Origin of the sequence: Paraoerskovia sediminicola (assembly GCF_030296575.1) — a bacterium.
GTDB classification, from domain to species: domain Bacteria; phylum Actinomycetota; class Actinomycetes; order Actinomycetales; family Cellulomonadaceae; genus Paraoerskovia; species Paraoerskovia sediminicola.
The window spans coordinates 2,738,956-2,754,445 of the sequence record NZ_AP027729.1 but is presented as its reverse complement, the minus strand read 5'-3'; the positions used below and the strand labels follow the sequence as shown (position 1 = coordinate 2,754,445).

The following is a 15,490-nucleotide window of genomic DNA, read 5'->3' as shown; positions in this document are numbered from 1 at the left end:
GCGCCTGGTCTCAGGCGACTGCCGAAGCCTTCGCCCACGCCTCCATCACCGACGCGGCCGAACCGCTGTCGACGCTCTGCGCAGCGTGCTGCATCCCCGCCCGCAGCCGGTCGACGAGCGGGCCCTCGCCGGTCCCGGGCAGCGACGCGTCGGCGACGATGGCCGCAGCCGCGTTGAGCAGGACGGTCTCGCGCACCGCTCCGGTCGCGCCGGCGAGCAGGTCGCGCGCGACGGTGGCGTTCTCCTGCGCCGATCCCCCGCGCAGGTCCTGGACGGTGATCCTGGCGAGCCCGAGATCGACGGCCGGGTCGATCCGGTGCACGACGACGGTGCCGTCCCGGACCTCCCACAGCGTCGTGCTCCCCGTCGCGGCCAGCTCGTCGAGGCCGTCGTCGCCGCGGAACACCAGCGCGCTGGTGCCCCGCGCGGCGAAGACCCCAGCCATCAGCGGGGCCGCCTGGGCGTCCGCGCAGCCGACGGCGACGGCGGCCGGCTGGGCGGGATTCGTCAGCGGGCCCAGGAGGTTGAACGCGGTGGGGACACCCAGGTCCTTGCGCGCCGCCCCGGCGTGCCGCATGGACGGGTGGAACACCGCGGCGAAGCAGAAGGTGATACCCGCCTCGAGCGCGATCTCCCGGACGCGCTCCGGGGTGTGGTCGAGCCTGATCCCGAGCTCCTCGAGCACGTCGGCAGAGCCTGACGACGACGAGGCGGCCCGGTTCCCGTGCTTCACGACGCGCAGGCCCGTCCCCGCGACGACGACCGCCGCCATCGTGGAGATGTTCACGGTGTGCGCCAGGTCCCCGCCGGTGCCGACGATGTCGACGGAGGGTCCGTCCACGACGAACCTGCGCGCGTTCGCGAGCATGGTGTCGGCGAGCCCGGTGAGCTCGTCGACCGTCTCGCCCTTGCAGCGCAGCGCCACGAGGAAACCCGCGAGCCTGGCCGGCGGGACGGCCCCGGCCATCACCTCGCCCATGGCCCACGCGGCGTCGGCGCGCGACAGGTCCTCACCGCGGACGAGCCCCGACAGCAACGACGGCCAGGTGGGCGGCACGGTGTCGACGGCGGGGCGCGCGGGGGTCTCGGGCACGGTGTCTCCTGAGGTCGGTCGTCGACGAGCGTCGACGGGCGTGCGTAGGTGCGTCAGTCCGTTCGAGGCGCCGGCGACGTCATGCCAGGAGCGCGGCGACGGCCTTCTGTAGGGCGATCGGGTCGAGCGGGCGCGGGACGGCGTCGTCCGCGAGCGACCACGAGGCGAGCCATCCGTCCTGCGGGCGGCCGGTGAGGACCAGGATCGGCGGGCACTCGTAGATCTCGTTCTTGAGCTGCCGTGAGATCCCCATGCCGCCGACCTTGTCGGCCTCGCCGTCGAGGACGAAGAGGTCCCAGCCGCCGGCGTCCGCCTGCTCGACGACCGCGTCCGCCGTGGCCACCTCGAACCACTCGATCTCGGGCGCGTGCGCGCGCAGCCGTGGGCCGACGGCGGTACGCACGTGCGCACGCACCGTCGAGTCGTCGCTGTACAGCAGCACACGGGGGCCCTTGGTCGACGCCTCGGAGCCGTGGGATCCGTGTGTCGTCCGGACGTCCGTACCCGCAGCCGAATCCGTCGTCGCCATCGTTGCCGTCACCATCACCTTCGTCGTCGAGGGGCGCCGGACGCGCCGTCCACCCGCACGAGGACGCAACCGGTCGCTGCGCCCGAACGCCCCAATCTTGGCACGGACCGGCGCGTGAACGGCACCGGGACGTGACCCGGCGCACATCGCGTCGCCGCGCGGGCTCGCGGCACGGTCCCGCAGCCTGCCGGAAGGGTGCGCGCCTGTCCTGAGCGCACCTTTGGTGACACTTCATTTTGATCCGTCACCAGGTGAGGAGACCAGTCCGGAAATATGAAGGATTTGTGATGCAAACCGCCTCTGACCGGCCGCTCCGGTGTCCCAAACCACCTCGTCGTCGGCCATACTGGCTCCCGTGACGACCGCAACGGCTGCCCCCACGCCCACCAGAACGTGAGTGTCAACCGACCGAACCCCGTATCGGTCGGGACCATCGTCTGGCTCGCGAGCGAGCTCATGTTCTTCGCCGGCCTCTTCGCGATGTACTTCACGATCCGGTCAGTGATGCCTCAGGAGGAGTGGGCGGCGCAGACCGACCACCTCAACCTGACGTTCGCGACGATCAACACGCTGGTCCTGGTGGCGTCGTCCTTCACCTGCCAGGCGGGCGTCACCGCCGCCGAGCGCTTCCAGCCGGTCCGCAGCGGGTCGATCTTCAACCTGCCCCGGTGGGGGATGAACGAGTGGATGACCCTCACCTACGTGATGGGCGCCTTCTTCATCGGTGGCCAGATCTTCGAGTACGCCGAGCTCGTCGAGCACGGACTGACGATCTCCTCCAGCCCCTACGGATCGGTGTTCTACCTGACCACCGGCTTCCACGGGCTGCACGTGGTCGGCGGCCTGATCGCCTTCCTCCTCCTGCTCGGCCGGTCGTTCGCGGCCAAGAACTTCGGCCACCACGAGGCGACGACCGGAATCGTCACCTCGTACTACTGGCACTTCGTCGACGTCGTGTGGATCGCCCTCTTCCTGGTGATCTACATCCTTCGGTGACCTGCCGGACGGCGGGACCCCGCCGCCGCACCCAGCCCCTGCTCCCCCGATGCGAGACGAGGATCGATTCGTGAAGGCACTCGCCGCCCGCAGGCACCACCGGTTGGCCCCGGTCGTGCTGCTGCTGCTGGCGCTCCTGGTCACGGGAGGCGTCTACGCCCTCCTAGCGCCCTCCCCAGCCAGCGCCGACACCGCCAGCGTCCAGGACATCGAGACGGGCGAGAAGCTCTTCCAGGCCAACTGCGCCACGTGCCACGGTCCTGACGCCGAGGGCTCCGACACCGTTCCGTCCCTGGTCGGCGTCGGTGCTGCCGCGGTCGACTTCCAGGTCTCCACGGGTCGCATGCCGATGCAGGCGAGCGGTCCCCAGGCGATCGAGAAGCCCGCGCAGATGGACGCCGAGCAGACCAGCCAGCTCGCGGCGTACGTCGCGTCGCTCGGCGCGGGTCCGGCGATCCCCACCGACGAGATGGTCGACGCCTCGAAGGGCGACCCTGCCCTCGGCGCCTCCGTCTTCCGCACGAACTGCGCGATGTGCCACAACGCGATCGGCGCCGGCGGCGCCCTGTCCGAGGGCAAGTTCGCGCCCGCGCTGCTGGACGTCGAGCCGCGCAACATCTACCAGGCGATGCTGACCGGCCCGCAGTCGATGCCCGTGTTCAACGACGCCAACATCACCCCTGAGGAGAAGCGCGACGTGATCGCCTACCTCGCCGAGCAGCACGACGGCTCGGCCGGTGGCCTGACCCTCGGTTCGCTCGGACCGGTCAGCGAGGGCCTGTGGGTCTGGGTCGTCGGCATGGGCCTCCTGGTGGGCGCAGCAGTGTGGATCGGAGCGAAGTCCTCATGAGCGACGAGAAGAGCTCGACAGAGCTGACCTCCGGGCACCCGGAGAAGTTCACCGACCCGGGGATGCCGGAGCACCGCCAGCGGCGCGCCGACGTGGAGCCCGCCGCCAGCAAGCGCGCGGAGCGACAGGTCGCGGCGCTGTTCGGGATCTCCGTGATCGGCACGATCGGTTCGATGGTCGCCTACTTCGCGATCCGTCCGGACGGGACGACCGCCGGGACCCGGCTGTCCAACCTCACGCTCGGCCTCGGCATCGCGTTCGCGCTGCTCGGCATCGGCCTCGCCGCAGTCCACTGGGCGAAGGCGATCATGAGCGACCACGAGGTCGTCGAGGAGCGCCACGAGCAGCGGTCGCCCGACGACGTCCGCGAGGCGGCCGTCCAAAAGCTCGACGACGGCATCGCCGACTCGGGGATCGCCCGTCGAGGCGTCCTCAAGGGCGCCGCGCTCTCGGCGCTCGCCCTCTTCCCCCTCACCATCGCGGTCCCGCTCGTCAGCAGCGTCGGCGGGGACTGGAACGTCTCGAAGTTCCGGCACACGCGCTGGGAGAAGGGCATGCGGCTCGCGACCGACCCCACCGGCCGGCCGATCCGCGCAGCGGACGTCACCATGGGCAACGTCTTCCACGTGATCCCCGACGTCTCCGAGGAGGAGCGCGAGTCGCACGAATGGATCACCGAGAAGGCCAAGGCAGTCGTCCTCCTCGTCCGGATGGATCCGCGCGACCTCAAGGAAGCCCCCGACCGTGAGGGCTGGTCGTACGACGGCATCGTCGCGTACTCCAAGATCTGCACCCACGTCGGCTGCCCCGTCGCCCTGTACGAGCAGCAGACGCACCACCTCCTGTGCCCCTGCCACCAGTCGACGTTCGACGTCGCTGACGGCGCCAAGGTCGTCTTCGGTCCCGCGCACCGGCCGCTCCCCCAGCTGCCGATCGAGATCGACGACGAGGGGTACCTCGTCGCGCAGAGCGACTTCCACGAGCCAGTCGGGCCGAGCTATTGGGAGCGTCTGAAGTGAGCACCACGACACCCGCGCAGCGCGCGGCCAACGGCACAGCGGACTACCTCGACCAGCGCACCGGACTGGGCAAGGCCGTCAAGGAGTTCGCCCGGAAGACCTTCCCGGACCACTGGTCCTTCCTCCTCGGCGAGATCGCTCTCTACTCGTTCGTGGTCCTGATCATCTCGGGGTTCTTCCTGACGATGTTCTTCGTCCCGTCGATGGCGCTCATCACGCACCACGGCCCGCCGGCGACGATGGACGGCGTCCTCATGTCGGAGGCGTTCAGCTCGACGCTGCACACGTCGTTCGAGGTGCGCGGCGGGCTGCTCATGCGGCAGATCCACCACTGGGCCGCGCTGCTCTTCATGGCGGCGATCGTCACGCACATGATGCGCGTGTTCTTCACCGGCGCGTTCCGCAAGCCCCGTGAGCTCAACTGGCTCGTCGGCACCCTGCTGATGATCCTCGGCCTCGGCGCCGGCTTCACCGGGTACTCGCTCCCCGACGACGTCCTCTCCGGCAACGGCCTCCGCATCACGGACGGCGTGATCAAGTCGATCCCGATCATCGGCTCCTACATGTCGTACTTCGTGTTCGGCGGGGAGTTCCCGGGCGAGGACATCATCCCGAGGCTGTTCACGCTCCACATCCTCGTGGTCCCGGGCCTGATCCTCGCGCTCGTCGGTGTCCACCTGCTCATGGTCGTGCTCCACAAGCACACGCAGTACCCGGGCGGCGGCCGCACCGACAAGAACGTCGTCGGGTTCCCGCTGTTCCCCGTGTACGTCGCGAAGGCCGGCGGCTTCTTCTTCGTCGTCTTCGGCGTCATCGCCCTCATGGGCGCGACGATGGCCATCAACAACGTCTGGAACTACGGGCCGTTCGACCCCTCCCCCGTCTCGGCCGGCGCCCAGCCGGACTGGTACATGCTCTTCCTCGAGGGCTCGCTCCGACTCATGCCGGGGCAACCGGAGTTCGAGTTCTGGGGCTTCACGCTGAGCCTCAACGTCCTGATCCCTGCTGTCGTCATCCCAGGGATCCTGTTCACGTTCCTCTTCGTGTACCCGTTCCTCGAGGCAGCGGTGACGAAGGACAAGCGCGAGCACCACGTGCTCGACCGTCCGCGCAACGTCCCGGTCCGCACGGGCCTCGGCGTCGCGTTCCTCACCGCGTTCATCATCCTCGCGCTCGCCGGGTCCAACGACCTCATCGCGACGCACTTCTCGATGTCGCTGAACCAGATCACCTGGGCGTTCAGGATCCTGATCTTCGTCGGCCCCTGGTTCGCGTTCTGGATCACGAAGCGCATCTGCCTCGGTCTCCAGCGCAAGGACCGCGAGCTGGTGCTCCACGGGCACGAGACCGGGCGCATCGTCCGGTTCGCGAACGGTGAGTACATCGAGGTGCACCGCCCGCTCGACGAGCAGGAGCGCTGGCTGCGCGTCAACTACGACGCACACCGGCCGCTCGAGGTCGCACCCGCCACGGACTCCCGCGGAGTCCGTCGCAAGGGGTACGCCAGCGAGCGGCGCCTCTCACGGCTCTCGAGCTTCTTCTACGAGGACCGCGTCGAGCCGGTGACCCCCGCCGAGCTCGCTGCGGCCCACTCCCACGGATCGCACGACGAGCTCGAGACGGACACCACGTCCGAGCCGCAGCAGATCGACTCCGGGCGCGCGCACTGACTCCCGACCGGCGAGCAGCGCGACCTTCGTGCAGAGTTTGATGGCCCGCGACGAGACACCCTTGTGGTGGTCCTCGTCGCGGGCCATCGCCACATACCGCATGTCCTGACGCCACGGCGCCGCGACATGACGCAGATGCCGACGCCTCCGCGCGTCGGCCCGACACAGGAGGATCAGCATGGCTGTCTATGAGCTCCCCGACCTCGGATACGACTACGGGGCCCTCGAGCCGCACATCTCCGGCCAGATCATGGAGCTGCACCACTCGAAGCACCACCAGGCCTACGTCACCGGCGCGAACACGGCCCTCGAGAAGCTCGCCGAGGCGCGCGAGAGCGGCGACCTCGCCACGGTCAACATGCACGAGAAGAACCTCGCGTTCCACCTCGGTGGACACACGAACCACTCGGCCTTCTGGACGAACATGTCCCCCGAGGGCGGCGGTGAGCCCACCGGCGCGATCGGCGACGCCATCACCGAGCACTTCGGGTCCTTCGAGGCGTTCAAGAAGCACTTCATCGCCGTCGCCACAGGCGTCCAGGGTTCCGGCTGGGCGATCCTCGCCTGGGACTCGATCGGCAAGAAGCTGATCATCGTCCAGCTCTACGACCAGCAGGGCAACATCTCGCTCGGCCTCGTGCCGATCGTGCTGCTCGACTGCTGGGAGCACGCCTACTACCTGGACTACAAGAACGTGAAGGCCGACTACTTCGAGGCCTGGTTCAACGTGGTCAACTGGGCCGACGCCGAGGCACGCCTCGAGCGCGCGACCACGCAGACCGCGGGGCTCATCGTCCCGTGACGCACCGTCGCGCGTCCGTCGCCGGCTGACGGAACGCACCAGAGCACAGCACCGCAGCACGGCGAGCGATCGCCTCGACGGGCCCGGTACCGACCACTCGGTACCGGGCCCGTCGGCGTGTCACGCAGCGCCCCGCACGTCGTGCCGGCCACGGAGTCCCGGTCGAGTGCAGCAAGCATCACTCCCCTGTTCGGGCGCAGTGGCGGACGCGCACACGGCGCGGCCGCGCGAGTCATGACGTCCGCCTCAGGCGTTCCGCACGGTCACCGGAATACTCTCCGGCGTACCCGACACCCTACGGACGCGCGAAGGGCCGGCCACCCGTGGGTGGCCGGCCCTTCGTCGATCTGTCGGATCAGGTCGTGATCAGTGCGCGTGCTGTCCGCGCGAGAACTCGAAGACCCAGCCCACGAGGGCGACGACGCCGATCGCCGCGCCGATGTAGAACATCCACCAGCCGATGGCGAGCGACGCGAAGAGCACCGCTGCAGCGAAACCGATCGCCAGCGGCCACCAGCTCCACGGCGAGTACACGCCCTGATCCCCGGCGCCCTCCTCGATCAGGCCGTCCGGGTCGTCCTCGGGGCGGTCGTCGATGCGGCGGGCCGTCAGTGCCAGGTACGAGCCGATCATCGCGACGAGGGCCGCGGTGAGGATCAGGGCGATCGGGCCGACGGGCTCGGTCCACTCGGTCCAGAAGCCGTAGATCAGCCCGATGAGGACGAAGAAGGGCCCGAGCCCCAGGAAGAGCTTGTACTCGGTCTTCACTTCTGGTCCTTCCCGTCGGTCGTGTCGCGGCGATCCGCGGGGTCGTCGATGATCACGGTCGACGACGAGGCCGAAGCCGCGTCCGGCCCGCGCCCGACGCGGTCGATCGCGGCATCCTTCTCACCGCGACGGTCGGCCTCGCCGTAGACCTGGTCGAGGATCGTCGGGTTCGTGACGGCATGGTCCATGGCGGCGACCTCGGGGTGGTGCAGGTCGAACGCCGGGGACTCCGAGCGGATCCGCGGGAGCGAGGTGAAGTTGTGCCGCGGCGGCGGGCAGGACGTCGCCCACTCGAGCGAGCGACCGTAGCCCCAGGGGTCGTCGACGGTGACCTTGGGTGCGTTGCGCCATGTCGTGTAGACGTTCCAGAGGAACGGCAGCGTGGAGGCCGCGAGCAGGAACGCCCCGATGGTCGACAGCTGGTTCTCCCAGGTGAAGCCCTCGGCGGGACCGTAGTCGGCGTAGCGACGCGGCATGCCCTCGACACCCAGCCAGTGCTGGACGAGGAACGTCGTGTGGAAGCCGACGAAGAGGAGCCAGAAGTGGATCTTGCCGAGGCGCTCGTTGAGCATGCGCCCGGTGAACTTGGGCCACCAGAAGTAGAAACCGGCGAACATCGCGAAGACCACCGTGCCGAACACGACGTAGTGGAAGTGCGCCACGACGAAGTAGGTGTCGGAGATGTGGAAGTCCAGCGCCGGGCTCGACAGGATGACGCCCGTCAAACCACCGAAGAGGAACGTCACGAGGAACCCGATGCTCCAGAGCATCGGTGTCTCGAACGTCAGCTTGCCGCGCCACATCGTGCCGATCCAGTTGAAGAACTTCACACCGGTCGGGATGGCGATGAGCATCGTCATGAAGGCGAAGAACGGGAGCAGGACCGCCCCGGTCACGTACATGTGGTGCGCCCACACGGTGACCGAGAGCGCCGCGATGGCGATCGTCGCGTACACGAGCGTCTTGTACCCGAAGATCGGCTTGCGGCTGAAGACCGGGAAGATCTCGGAGACGATCCCGAAGAACGGGAGCGCGATGATGTAGACCTCGGGGTGCCCGAAGAACCAGAACAGGTGCTGCCAGAGGATCGCTCCCCCGTTCTCGGGGTTGAACACCTGGGCACCGAGCTTGCGGTCGGCGCCGAGCGCGAAGAGCGCGGCCGCCAGCGGCGGGAACGCCATGAGGACGAGGAGGCTCGTCACCAGGATGTTCCACGAGAAGATCGGCATCCGGAACATCGTCATGCCCGGCGCGCGCATGGTGATGATCGTCGTGATGAAGTTGACGGCACCGAGGATCGTGCCGAAACCACCCAGTGCGAGCCCGAAGACCCATAGGTCTCCTCCGAGACCCGGACTGAACGTCGTGTTGGACAGTGGCGCATAGGCGAACCATCCGAACGAGGCAGCGCCCTGGGGCGTGAAGAAGCCGGCCGAGGCGATGAGGCCACCGAAGAGGTAGAGCCAGTACGCGAACATGTTCAGCCGCGGGAACGCGACGTCGGGCGCACCGATCTGCAGCGGCATGATCACGTTCGCGAAGCCGGCGAACAGCGGCGTCGCGAAGAGCAGCAGCATGATCGTGCCGTGCATCGTGAACAGCTGGTTGTACTGCTCCTTGCTCTGCACGAGCTGGATGCCGGGCTCGAAGAGCTCTGCACGGATCACCAGGGCCATGAGGCCACCGATGCAGAAGAAGATGAACGACGTGATCAGGTACATGTACCCGATCGTCTTGTGGTCGGTCGAGGTGACCCACTTGATCACCGTTCGCCCGAGGGTCTGGCGCTCGGGCGCCAGACCGGGGACGACGTCTGCCTGGGCGACCATCAGCTCTCATCCTCCGACGTGCCGGACTCGGGTTCGCTCTGCGCTCGGCTGAAGCCCTCGACGGGGATCTGCCCGTCCTGGCCCTTGTCCCGCAGCTCCTGCATGTGCTCGTCGTACTCCGCGCGGGAGACGACCTCGACGTTGAACAGCATCCCGGAGTGGTACTCGCCGCAGAGCTCGGCGCACTTGCCGGCGTAGACGCCCTCGCGCTCGGGGACGACCTGGAAGCCGTTGGTGTGCCGTCCGGGGACCATGTCCTGCTTGTACAGGAACGCGGGGATCCAGAACGAGTGGATGACGTCGCGGGACTCGAGCTCGAACTCGACGCGCTCCCCCACCGGCAGGTAGAGGGTCGGGAGTGCGGTCGAGGTGCCGGGGGCACCGTCGATCTCCGCGTCCTCGGTCAGGGTGCCGGCGACGTCGGTCGCCTGCTGGCCCGTCTCGTAGACGTCGTCGTCGACGTAGTTGAAGTCCCAGCTCCACTGCTTGCCGATGACCTCGACCGTGAGGTCGGGCGTCTCGGTGCGGTCCTGGATCGCACTGACGTCACGGTCCGTGTAGAAGAAGAGCACCAGGATCATGAGCGCGGGGACCGCGGTGTACATGATCTCGAGGGGCATGTGGTACCTGGTCTGCACAGGCAGCCGGTGGTCGTCCTTGCGCTTGCGGTAGACCGTGATGCACCAGAGCATCAGGCCCCAGGTGATCAGGCCGACGACGAGCGCGGCCTCCCACGCACCGAGCCACAGGTTGGTGATGCGCTCGGTCTGGTTGGTCACCTCGCCGTCGCTGAATCCGGGGAGGAATCCTCGTTGCACGGTCTCGCTTGCACAGCCGGAGAGCAGCAGAGCGCCCCCGGCGACCGTGGTCGCCAGGACTGCTCGCCGCGTGCGGCTCGGGTGATGGGAACGCAAGGGGCGCCTTTCACGTCTCGTCCTGCCCGGATACAGCGGCCGAGACCTGTCCGGCCTCCACACGATCCACGCAGAACCTTCGTCCTCGACACACGGAGCGTAGCGCGCGATGCCGTGCCGGGAGGTCGCAGACGGAGCCAGCGGGACGCGGTTCGTCACATTCGTCGGCGCCCTCGACCATCTTCCGCACACGGGTTCCCGTCGTGTCAGAAAACAGCCCTCACCTGCCCCGACGATAGGCTCGGTGGAGTCCTCGACCGACCCAGGAGGTAGCAGGTGAGCACGCCGAGCACCCTGAGCGCCCCGAGCACGGCCGGCCGCCGTGTGCCGCTCGACAACGGCGGCGGCGCCCCGCTGCACCCCCTCGCCCGGACCGCGCTGCTCCAGGCCACGGACGACGGCTGGGCGGACCCGCGCCGGCTGCACGCCGAGGGGCGCCGCGCCGCCGCCCTCCTGTGGGGCGCGCGCGAGTCCCTGGCCGCGTCGCTGGGGGCGCGGACCGAGGAGATCGAGATACTCCCGTCCCACACCGCCGCGCTGCACGCGGCGGTCCTGGCGGTCCGTGCCGGACGCCGTCGCGCGGGCCGGGCGGTCGTCGTCCCCGCGGTCGAACGGGCCGCCGTCCACCACGCCGCGGTGCACCCGCTCCCGGACCTGCCGGGCGAGGCCCGGCCCGTCGCGGTGGACCGCCACGGGCGGGTCGACATCGACGGCTTCCGGGACGCCGTCGGTGCCGGCGACGTCGCGCTCGCGTGCCTCCAGAGCGCCAACGGCGAGGTCGGCACCCGCCAGCCGGTCACCGAGGCCGCCGAGGCCTGCGCAGCAGCCCAGGTCCCGCTCCTCGTCGACGCCGGCTCGTCGCTCGGGCACGACCCGGTCCCCACCGGGTGGGACGTGCTCGCGGCGGACCCCGCGGACTGGGGAGCGCCGCGCGGGACCGGGGTGCTCGCCGTCCGACGCCGGGTCAGGACCCGCCCGACGTGGCCCGAGGACGAGGACCGCTGGGCACCCGGCGGTCCGAACGTCCCGGCCGCCCTCGCGGCCGCCGTCGCCCTCGAGGCGGTCGCCCGGGACCGCGAGGCCGAGGCACGGCGACGCAGCGAGCTCGTCGACAGGGTCCGTGCCGCCGCCGCACAGATCCCTGACACGGAGGTCGTGGGCGACCCGGTGGACCGGCTGCCCCACGCCGTCACGTTCTCGTTCCTCTACGTCGACGGTGAGGCCCTGGTGGGAGAGCTCGACCGGGCGGGGTTCGGGGTCGGCTCAGGGTCGGCCTGCACGTCGGGGACCCTGGAGCCCAGCCACGTCCTGGCGGCGATGGGTGTGCTCACTCACGGCAACGTGCGGATCGCCCTCGACCGGACCACCACCGAGGACGACGTCGACCGGTTCGTCGCCGTCCTTCCCGGGGCCGTCGAGCGCGTCCGGGCGTTCCTCGGCGCCCGAGGGCTGTGAGCGAGCCGTGACGGATCTACCCGAGACTCCCGACGAGAAGCCCGACGGCGCGCCGGACGAGGCGGACGGCCTGGAGCCCGTGCGCACGACCGTCGACGCGCGCGGGCTGCGCTGCCCGTTGCCGGTGATCCGCCTGGCGGCAGCGGCCCGTGAGGCGGGCCCGGGTGATCTCCTGAGCGTGATCGCGACCGACCCGGCCGCCGGCTACGACGTCCCGGCGTGGGCGCGGATGCGGGGCCACGCCGTCGTCTCGTCCGTCGCCGCCGACCCACCGGAAGGCCAGGAAATGGCACCGGAGACGCCCTCGGCGGCGGAGCTGACCATCACGGTACGGCTCGGCGGCTGAGCCGAGCCCGCCCAGAACGACGACGCCCGGCACCACCGCGAGGGTGGCACCGGGCGACGGGCGTCCACGAGGACCCTCGAGGGACCTACGGAGGACTGAGGTCGATCAGGCGAACGATCCGCCGCAGGCGCAGGACTCGCCGGCGTTCGGGTTGTCGATCGTGAAGCCCTGCTTCTCGATCGTGTCCGCGAAGTCGATGGTCGCGCCCTCGAGGTACGGGACGCTCATCTTGTCGACGACGACCTCGACGCCGTCGTAGTCCTTCAGCGCGTCACCGTCGAGCACGCGCTCGTCGAAGTACAGCTGGTAGATGAGGCCCGAGCAGCCCCCGGGCTGGACGGCGACACGAAGGCGGAGGTCGTCGCGACCCTCCTGCTCGAGCAGGCTCTTCACCTTGCCGGCCGCGAAGTCGGTCAGCAGGACGCCGTGGGTCGCAGTCTCGGTGGTCTCGCTCATGTTCACTCCACGATGGTCGTTGGCGGTCGCCGCGAACGGCTCGTCCGGTCAGGCTGTCGTCGGGCTCAACAACGCGGGGCGCCGACGTGTTCCCACTCTACGCGCGCTGCGGGGTGGACCGGGGTCCAGGTCCGGGCGATCCGCGCGACCCGCGCGTGCCGGTCCGCCCGCGCCCCGTCCGGGTCCGCTCCCGCGGCGCCGTCCGACCGGGGGACGTCGGGCAGGCCCAGCGGGTACACGCCGGCGATGCCGGCAGCACCCGACTCGCGTCGTCCGACCTCGCTGGTCCGGCAGACGACCACCACCGGGACGCCGACGTCGCCGGCCATACGGACGGCGTCCGGCACCTCTCCCTCGTGGACGGACTCCGCGTCGAGCGCGTCGAGGACGACGACGAGCACGTCCGGCGGCACCTCGCCCGCGATCCGGTCCCCGAGGGCGGTCTCGTCGGCCGTCCAGGTCGTGGCGCGCGCGAGCGACCCCCGACCGCGAGCAGCGCGAACCCCAGGCCGCCACCCGCGCCGGTGCCGCTCGTCGCGGTCAGGCGACGGTGCACGGCACGGACGTCGCCCCGCTCGAGCAGGTCGGGGGTCGTCGCGGCGACGACCGGGGCGACCGCGTGCGCGAGGTCGGCGAACCGACGCTCGCCGACCTGCGCGTCGGCCGCGTCGGCCCCGGACAGCCGGGCGCTGACCCCGTGGAGCCCGAGCAGCGGCGCGTCGTCGTGGACGAGGCCGACGAGCGATGCTCCCCGAGCCCGGCGCGCGCCGCGCGGACCAGCTCACCTGCGGCCTCGGACGACGCGAGATCGCCCGGGTGCAAGGACTCACGTCCGGCGAGACCCGCCAGGAAACCCGCGCCGGCGTCATGCGCTGCGACCCCGGTCAGCCCGACCACCACGCGCCGGGCCCCGCCCGCGGCGGACCGGGCCAGGCGTCCGACACCGACCGTCGAGGCGGCGGCCCGCGACCCGGCCGGCACCTGCTCCTCGCCGGCGACCTCCGCGCCCGCGACGACCGACGTGTCCGGCGCGTCCGGCGCGTCCGGCGTGTCCGGCGCGTCCGGCGTGTCACGGTCGTAGGAGGTGCCGCGCGCGCCGGGCGTGCCGGGCGCCGCCCCGGCCAGGAGCCCACCGTGGTTCGCCCGGGGGCTCGCGTACCGCAGCACCGTGCCCGGCACCTCGCCACCGAGCGGACCGGGAACGACCACCGGTACGCGGACGGGGCGACGCGACGCGCGTCCTGTGGTCCCGTCAGCGAGCGCCTCTCGCCCGAGCAGGTGCTCCTCGAGCACGTCGAGAAGCGTCGCGCCGCCACGGTCCGTCCGGCGCTGCGTGACCGTCGACCAGGGCGCGGCCTCGGCCCAGGCCGCGGCGACGTCGTCCGCCAGCTCCCCGCACGCCGCGGCGGACAGCACGAGGACGTCTGCAGGTGGTCGCATGCGACGCATTCTCGCAGGGCACGGGCCCACGAGGGAGCCGACGCCGTCGGGCCCCTGTGTCACAATCGGAGCGTGACCACGACGCTCGACACCACGTTCACGGAGCCTGCCCCCTCGGCGCTCCTCCTCCTGGGCCAGGGACGCGACATGGCGTCCGAACGCGGGGTGGAGTGCGCCGGTGAGCTCCCCGCTCCGAGCGACCCTGACCTCGTCGAGCGGGCGCGGGCGGCGCGCCAGGCCCTCGGTGACCGCGCGTTCGTCCTGGGCCACCACTACCAGCGCGACGAGGTCATCGACTTCGCCGACGTGACGGGCGACTCGTTCAAGCTGGCACGCGAGGCAGCGGCCCGCCCGGAGGCCGAGTACATCGTGTTCTGCGGCGTGCACTTCATGGCCGAGAGCGCGGACATCCTGACGTCCGACGAGCAGCAGGTGATCCTGCCCGACATGGCCGCAGGCTGCTCGATGGCCGACATGGCGGAGATCAACCAGGTCGAGGAGGCCTGGGACGTCCTGACGGACGCGGGCGTCGCGGACCGCACCGTGCCGGTCACCTACATGAACTCGACCGCCGCGATCAAAGCGTTCACGGGTCGCCACGGCGGCACCGTCTGCACGTCCTCGAACGCCGAGGTCGCCCTGCGGTGGGCCTTCGAGAAGTCCGGCGGCGTGGACGGCACCGGCAAGGTGCTCTTCATGCCCGACCAGCACCTCGGCCGCAACACCGCCGTCGAGAAGCTCGGGATGTCGCTGGACGACTGCGTGGTGTTCGACCCCCGCAAGCCCGACGGCGGGCTCACGCGCGAGCAGCTCGACGCCGCCCGGATGATCCTGTGGCGCGGGCACTGCTCGGTCCACGGCCGGTTCTCCGTGCGCAACGTCGAGCAGGTCCGCGAGGCGGTCCCGGGCGTCACGGTCATGGTGCACCCCGAGTGCACCAACGAGGTCGTCGGCGCCGCAGACCTCGTCGGGTCGACCGAGTTCATCATCAAGGCCCTCGACGCCGCCGAGCCGGGGTCCTCGTGGGCGATCGGCACCGAGCTCAACCTCGTGCGCCGGCTCGCGAACGCGCACCCGGACAAGTCGATCCACTACCTCGACTCGACCGTGTGCTTCTGCTCGACCATGAACCGGATCGACCTGCCGCACCTGGTGTGGGCGCTCGAGTCGCTGGTCGCCGGCCGGGTCGTCAACCAGATCGTCGTCGACGCCGACGACGCCCACTGGGCGCGGGTCGCGCTCGACCAGATGCTGGCGCTGCCGGGTCTCTGACGGGCGGGGCGCGGAGCACACGCGCCCGGACGTCGGCGGCGATCAGCCGGA

16 protein-coding genes are annotated in these 15,490 nt (G+C 70.4%); 8 read left to right on the top strand and 8 right to left on the bottom strand.

The window, feature by feature from the left end; all coding sequences use genetic code 11:
* Positions 1–10: 10 nt before the first annotated feature.
* Positions 11–1,093 carry an anthranilate phosphoribosyltransferase gene (trpD, locus tag QUE47_RS12755; protein ID WP_286217598.1) on the bottom strand — a complete coding sequence of 361 codons (1,083 nt, stop codon included), beginning with the start codon at positions 1,091–1,093 and terminating at the stop codon, positions 11–13.
* A gap of 79 nt (positions 1,094–1,172) precedes the next feature.
* On the bottom strand, positions 1,173–1,622 hold the full coding sequence (locus QUE47_RS12750; RefSeq protein ID WP_286217597.1) for a response regulator transcription factor: 450 nt from the start codon (positions 1,620–1,622) through the stop codon (positions 1,173–1,175).
* Positions 1,623–2,015: 393 nt separating this feature from the next.
* Here QUE47_RS12750 and ctaE point away from each other — a divergent pair, with 393 nt between their 5' ends.
* The 5 genes from ctaE to QUE47_RS12725 all read left to right on the top strand — a co-directional run bounded on the left by ctaE (position 2,016) and on the right by QUE47_RS12725 (position 6,959).
* Positions 2,016–2,618, top strand: coding sequence for an aa3-type cytochrome oxidase subunit III (gene ctaE, locus QUE47_RS12745; RefSeq protein WP_286217596.1), 603 nt, complete (start codon positions 2,016–2,018; stop codon positions 2,616–2,618).
* A gap of 70 nt (positions 2,619–2,688) precedes the next feature.
* On the top strand, positions 2,689–3,468 hold the full coding sequence (gene qcrC, locus QUE47_RS12740) for a cytochrome bc1 complex diheme cytochrome c subunit (protein WP_286217595.1): 780 nt from the start codon (positions 2,689–2,691) through the stop codon (positions 3,466–3,468).
* Complete coding sequence (gene qcrA / locus QUE47_RS12735) at positions 3,465–4,487, top strand: cytochrome bc1 complex Rieske iron-sulfur subunit (protein ID WP_286217594.1); 1,023 nt, start codon at positions 3,465–3,467, stop codon at positions 4,485–4,487. The genes qcrC and qcrA overlap by 4 nt, the downstream gene beginning before the upstream one ends.
* Positions 4,484–6,157, top strand: a complete 1,674-nt coding sequence (qcrB, locus tag QUE47_RS12730; RefSeq protein ID WP_286217593.1) for a cytochrome bc1 complex cytochrome b subunit — start codon at positions 4,484–4,486, stop codon at positions 6,155–6,157. The genes qcrA and qcrB overlap by 4 nt, the downstream gene beginning before the upstream one ends.
* A gap of 178 nt (positions 6,158–6,335) precedes the next feature.
* Complete coding sequence (locus tag QUE47_RS12725) at positions 6,336–6,959, top strand: superoxide dismutase (RefSeq protein ID WP_286217592.1); 624 nt, start codon at positions 6,336–6,338, stop codon at positions 6,957–6,959.
* A 366-nt stretch (positions 6,960–7,325) separates the two neighbouring features.
* On the opposite strand, the gene QUE47_RS12720 is transcribed toward QUE47_RS12725, so the two are convergent.
* From QUE47_RS12720 to ctaC, 3 genes are read right to left on the bottom strand one after another with little or no spacing between them, the layout of a single operon-like run.
* Complete coding sequence (locus QUE47_RS12720; protein ID WP_286217591.1) at positions 7,326–7,727, bottom strand: cytochrome c oxidase subunit 4; 402 nt, start codon at positions 7,725–7,727, stop codon at positions 7,326–7,328.
* Positions 7,724–9,556, bottom strand: coding sequence for an aa3-type cytochrome oxidase subunit I (gene ctaD / locus QUE47_RS12715; protein ID WP_286217590.1), 1,833 nt, complete (start codon positions 9,554–9,556; stop codon positions 7,724–7,726). The genes QUE47_RS12720 and ctaD overlap by 4 nt, the downstream gene beginning before the upstream one ends.
* Positions 9,556–10,470, bottom strand: a complete 915-nt coding sequence (ctaC, locus tag QUE47_RS12710) for an aa3-type cytochrome oxidase subunit II (RefSeq protein WP_434019685.1) — start codon at positions 10,468–10,470, stop codon at positions 9,556–9,558. The genes ctaD and ctaC overlap by 1 nt, the downstream gene beginning before the upstream one ends.
* Positions 10,471–10,746: 276 nt before the next feature.
* On the opposite strand from ctaC, the gene QUE47_RS12705 reads away from it, so the two are divergent.
* Positions 10,747–11,925, top strand: coding sequence for a cysteine desulfurase family protein (locus tag QUE47_RS12705; protein ID WP_286217589.1), 1,179 nt, complete (start codon positions 10,747–10,749; stop codon positions 11,923–11,925).
* A 7-nt stretch (positions 11,926–11,932) separates the two neighbouring features.
* Positions 11,933–12,271, top strand: a complete 339-nt coding sequence (locus tag QUE47_RS12700) for a sulfurtransferase TusA family protein (RefSeq protein WP_350227561.1) — start codon at positions 11,933–11,935, stop codon at positions 12,269–12,271.
* Positions 12,272–12,376: 105 nt separating this feature from the next.
* Here QUE47_RS12700 and erpA read toward each other — a convergent pair whose 3' ends face one another.
* The 3 genes from erpA to QUE47_RS12685 all read right to left on the bottom strand — a co-directional run bounded on the left by erpA (position 12,377) and on the right by QUE47_RS12685 (position 14,167).
* Positions 12,377–12,727: an iron-sulfur cluster insertion protein ErpA gene (gene erpA / locus QUE47_RS12695; RefSeq protein ID WP_286217588.1), complete on the bottom strand. Its 351-nt coding sequence runs from the start codon at positions 12,725–12,727 to the stop codon at positions 12,377–12,379.
* 65 nt (positions 12,728–12,792) lie between these two features.
* Entirely contained in the window at positions 12,793–13,128 is a 336-nt protein-coding gene (locus QUE47_RS12690) for a hypothetical protein (RefSeq protein WP_286217587.1), read from the bottom strand.
* A gap of 139 nt (positions 13,129–13,267) precedes the next feature.
* A complete protein-coding gene (locus tag QUE47_RS12685) occupies positions 13,268–14,167 on the bottom strand; it encodes a glycerate kinase (RefSeq protein ID WP_286217586.1) in 900 nt (299 codons plus the stop codon).
* A 147-nt stretch (positions 14,168–14,314) separates the two neighbouring features.
* On the opposite strand from QUE47_RS12685, the gene nadA reads away from it, so the two are divergent.
* Positions 14,315–15,439, top strand: a complete 1,125-nt coding sequence (gene nadA, locus QUE47_RS12680) for a quinolinate synthase NadA (protein WP_286219499.1) — start codon at positions 14,315–14,317, stop codon at positions 15,437–15,439.
* Positions 15,440–15,490 lie beyond the last annotated feature (51 nt).

Coding starts and splice junctions, on each gene's coding strand:
- QUE47_RS12685 (WP_286217586.1), bottom strand. CDS start 14,167: ATGCGACCACCTGCAGACGTCCTCGTGCTGTCCGCCGCGGCGTGCGGG.
- QUE47_RS12725 (WP_286217592.1), top strand. CDS start 6,336: ATGGCTGTCTATGAGCTCCCCGACCTCGGATACGACTACGGGGCCCTC.
- ctaD (WP_286217590.1), bottom strand. CDS start 9,556: ATGGTCGCCCAGGCAGACGTCGTCCCCGGTCTGGCGCCCGAGCGCCAG.
- qcrA (WP_286217594.1), top strand. CDS start 3,465: ATGAGCGACGAGAAGAGCTCGACAGAGCTGACCTCCGGGCACCCGGAG.
- erpA (WP_286217588.1), bottom strand. CDS start 12,727: ATGAGCGAGACCACCGAGACTGCGACCCACGGCGTCCTGCTGACCGAC.
- QUE47_RS12750 (WP_286217597.1), bottom strand. CDS start 1,622: ATGGCGACGACGGATTCGGCTGCGGGTACGGACGTCCGGACGACACAC.
- nadA (WP_286219499.1), top strand. CDS start 14,315: ATGGCGTCCGAACGCGGGGTGGAGTGCGCCGGTGAGCTCCCCGCTCCG.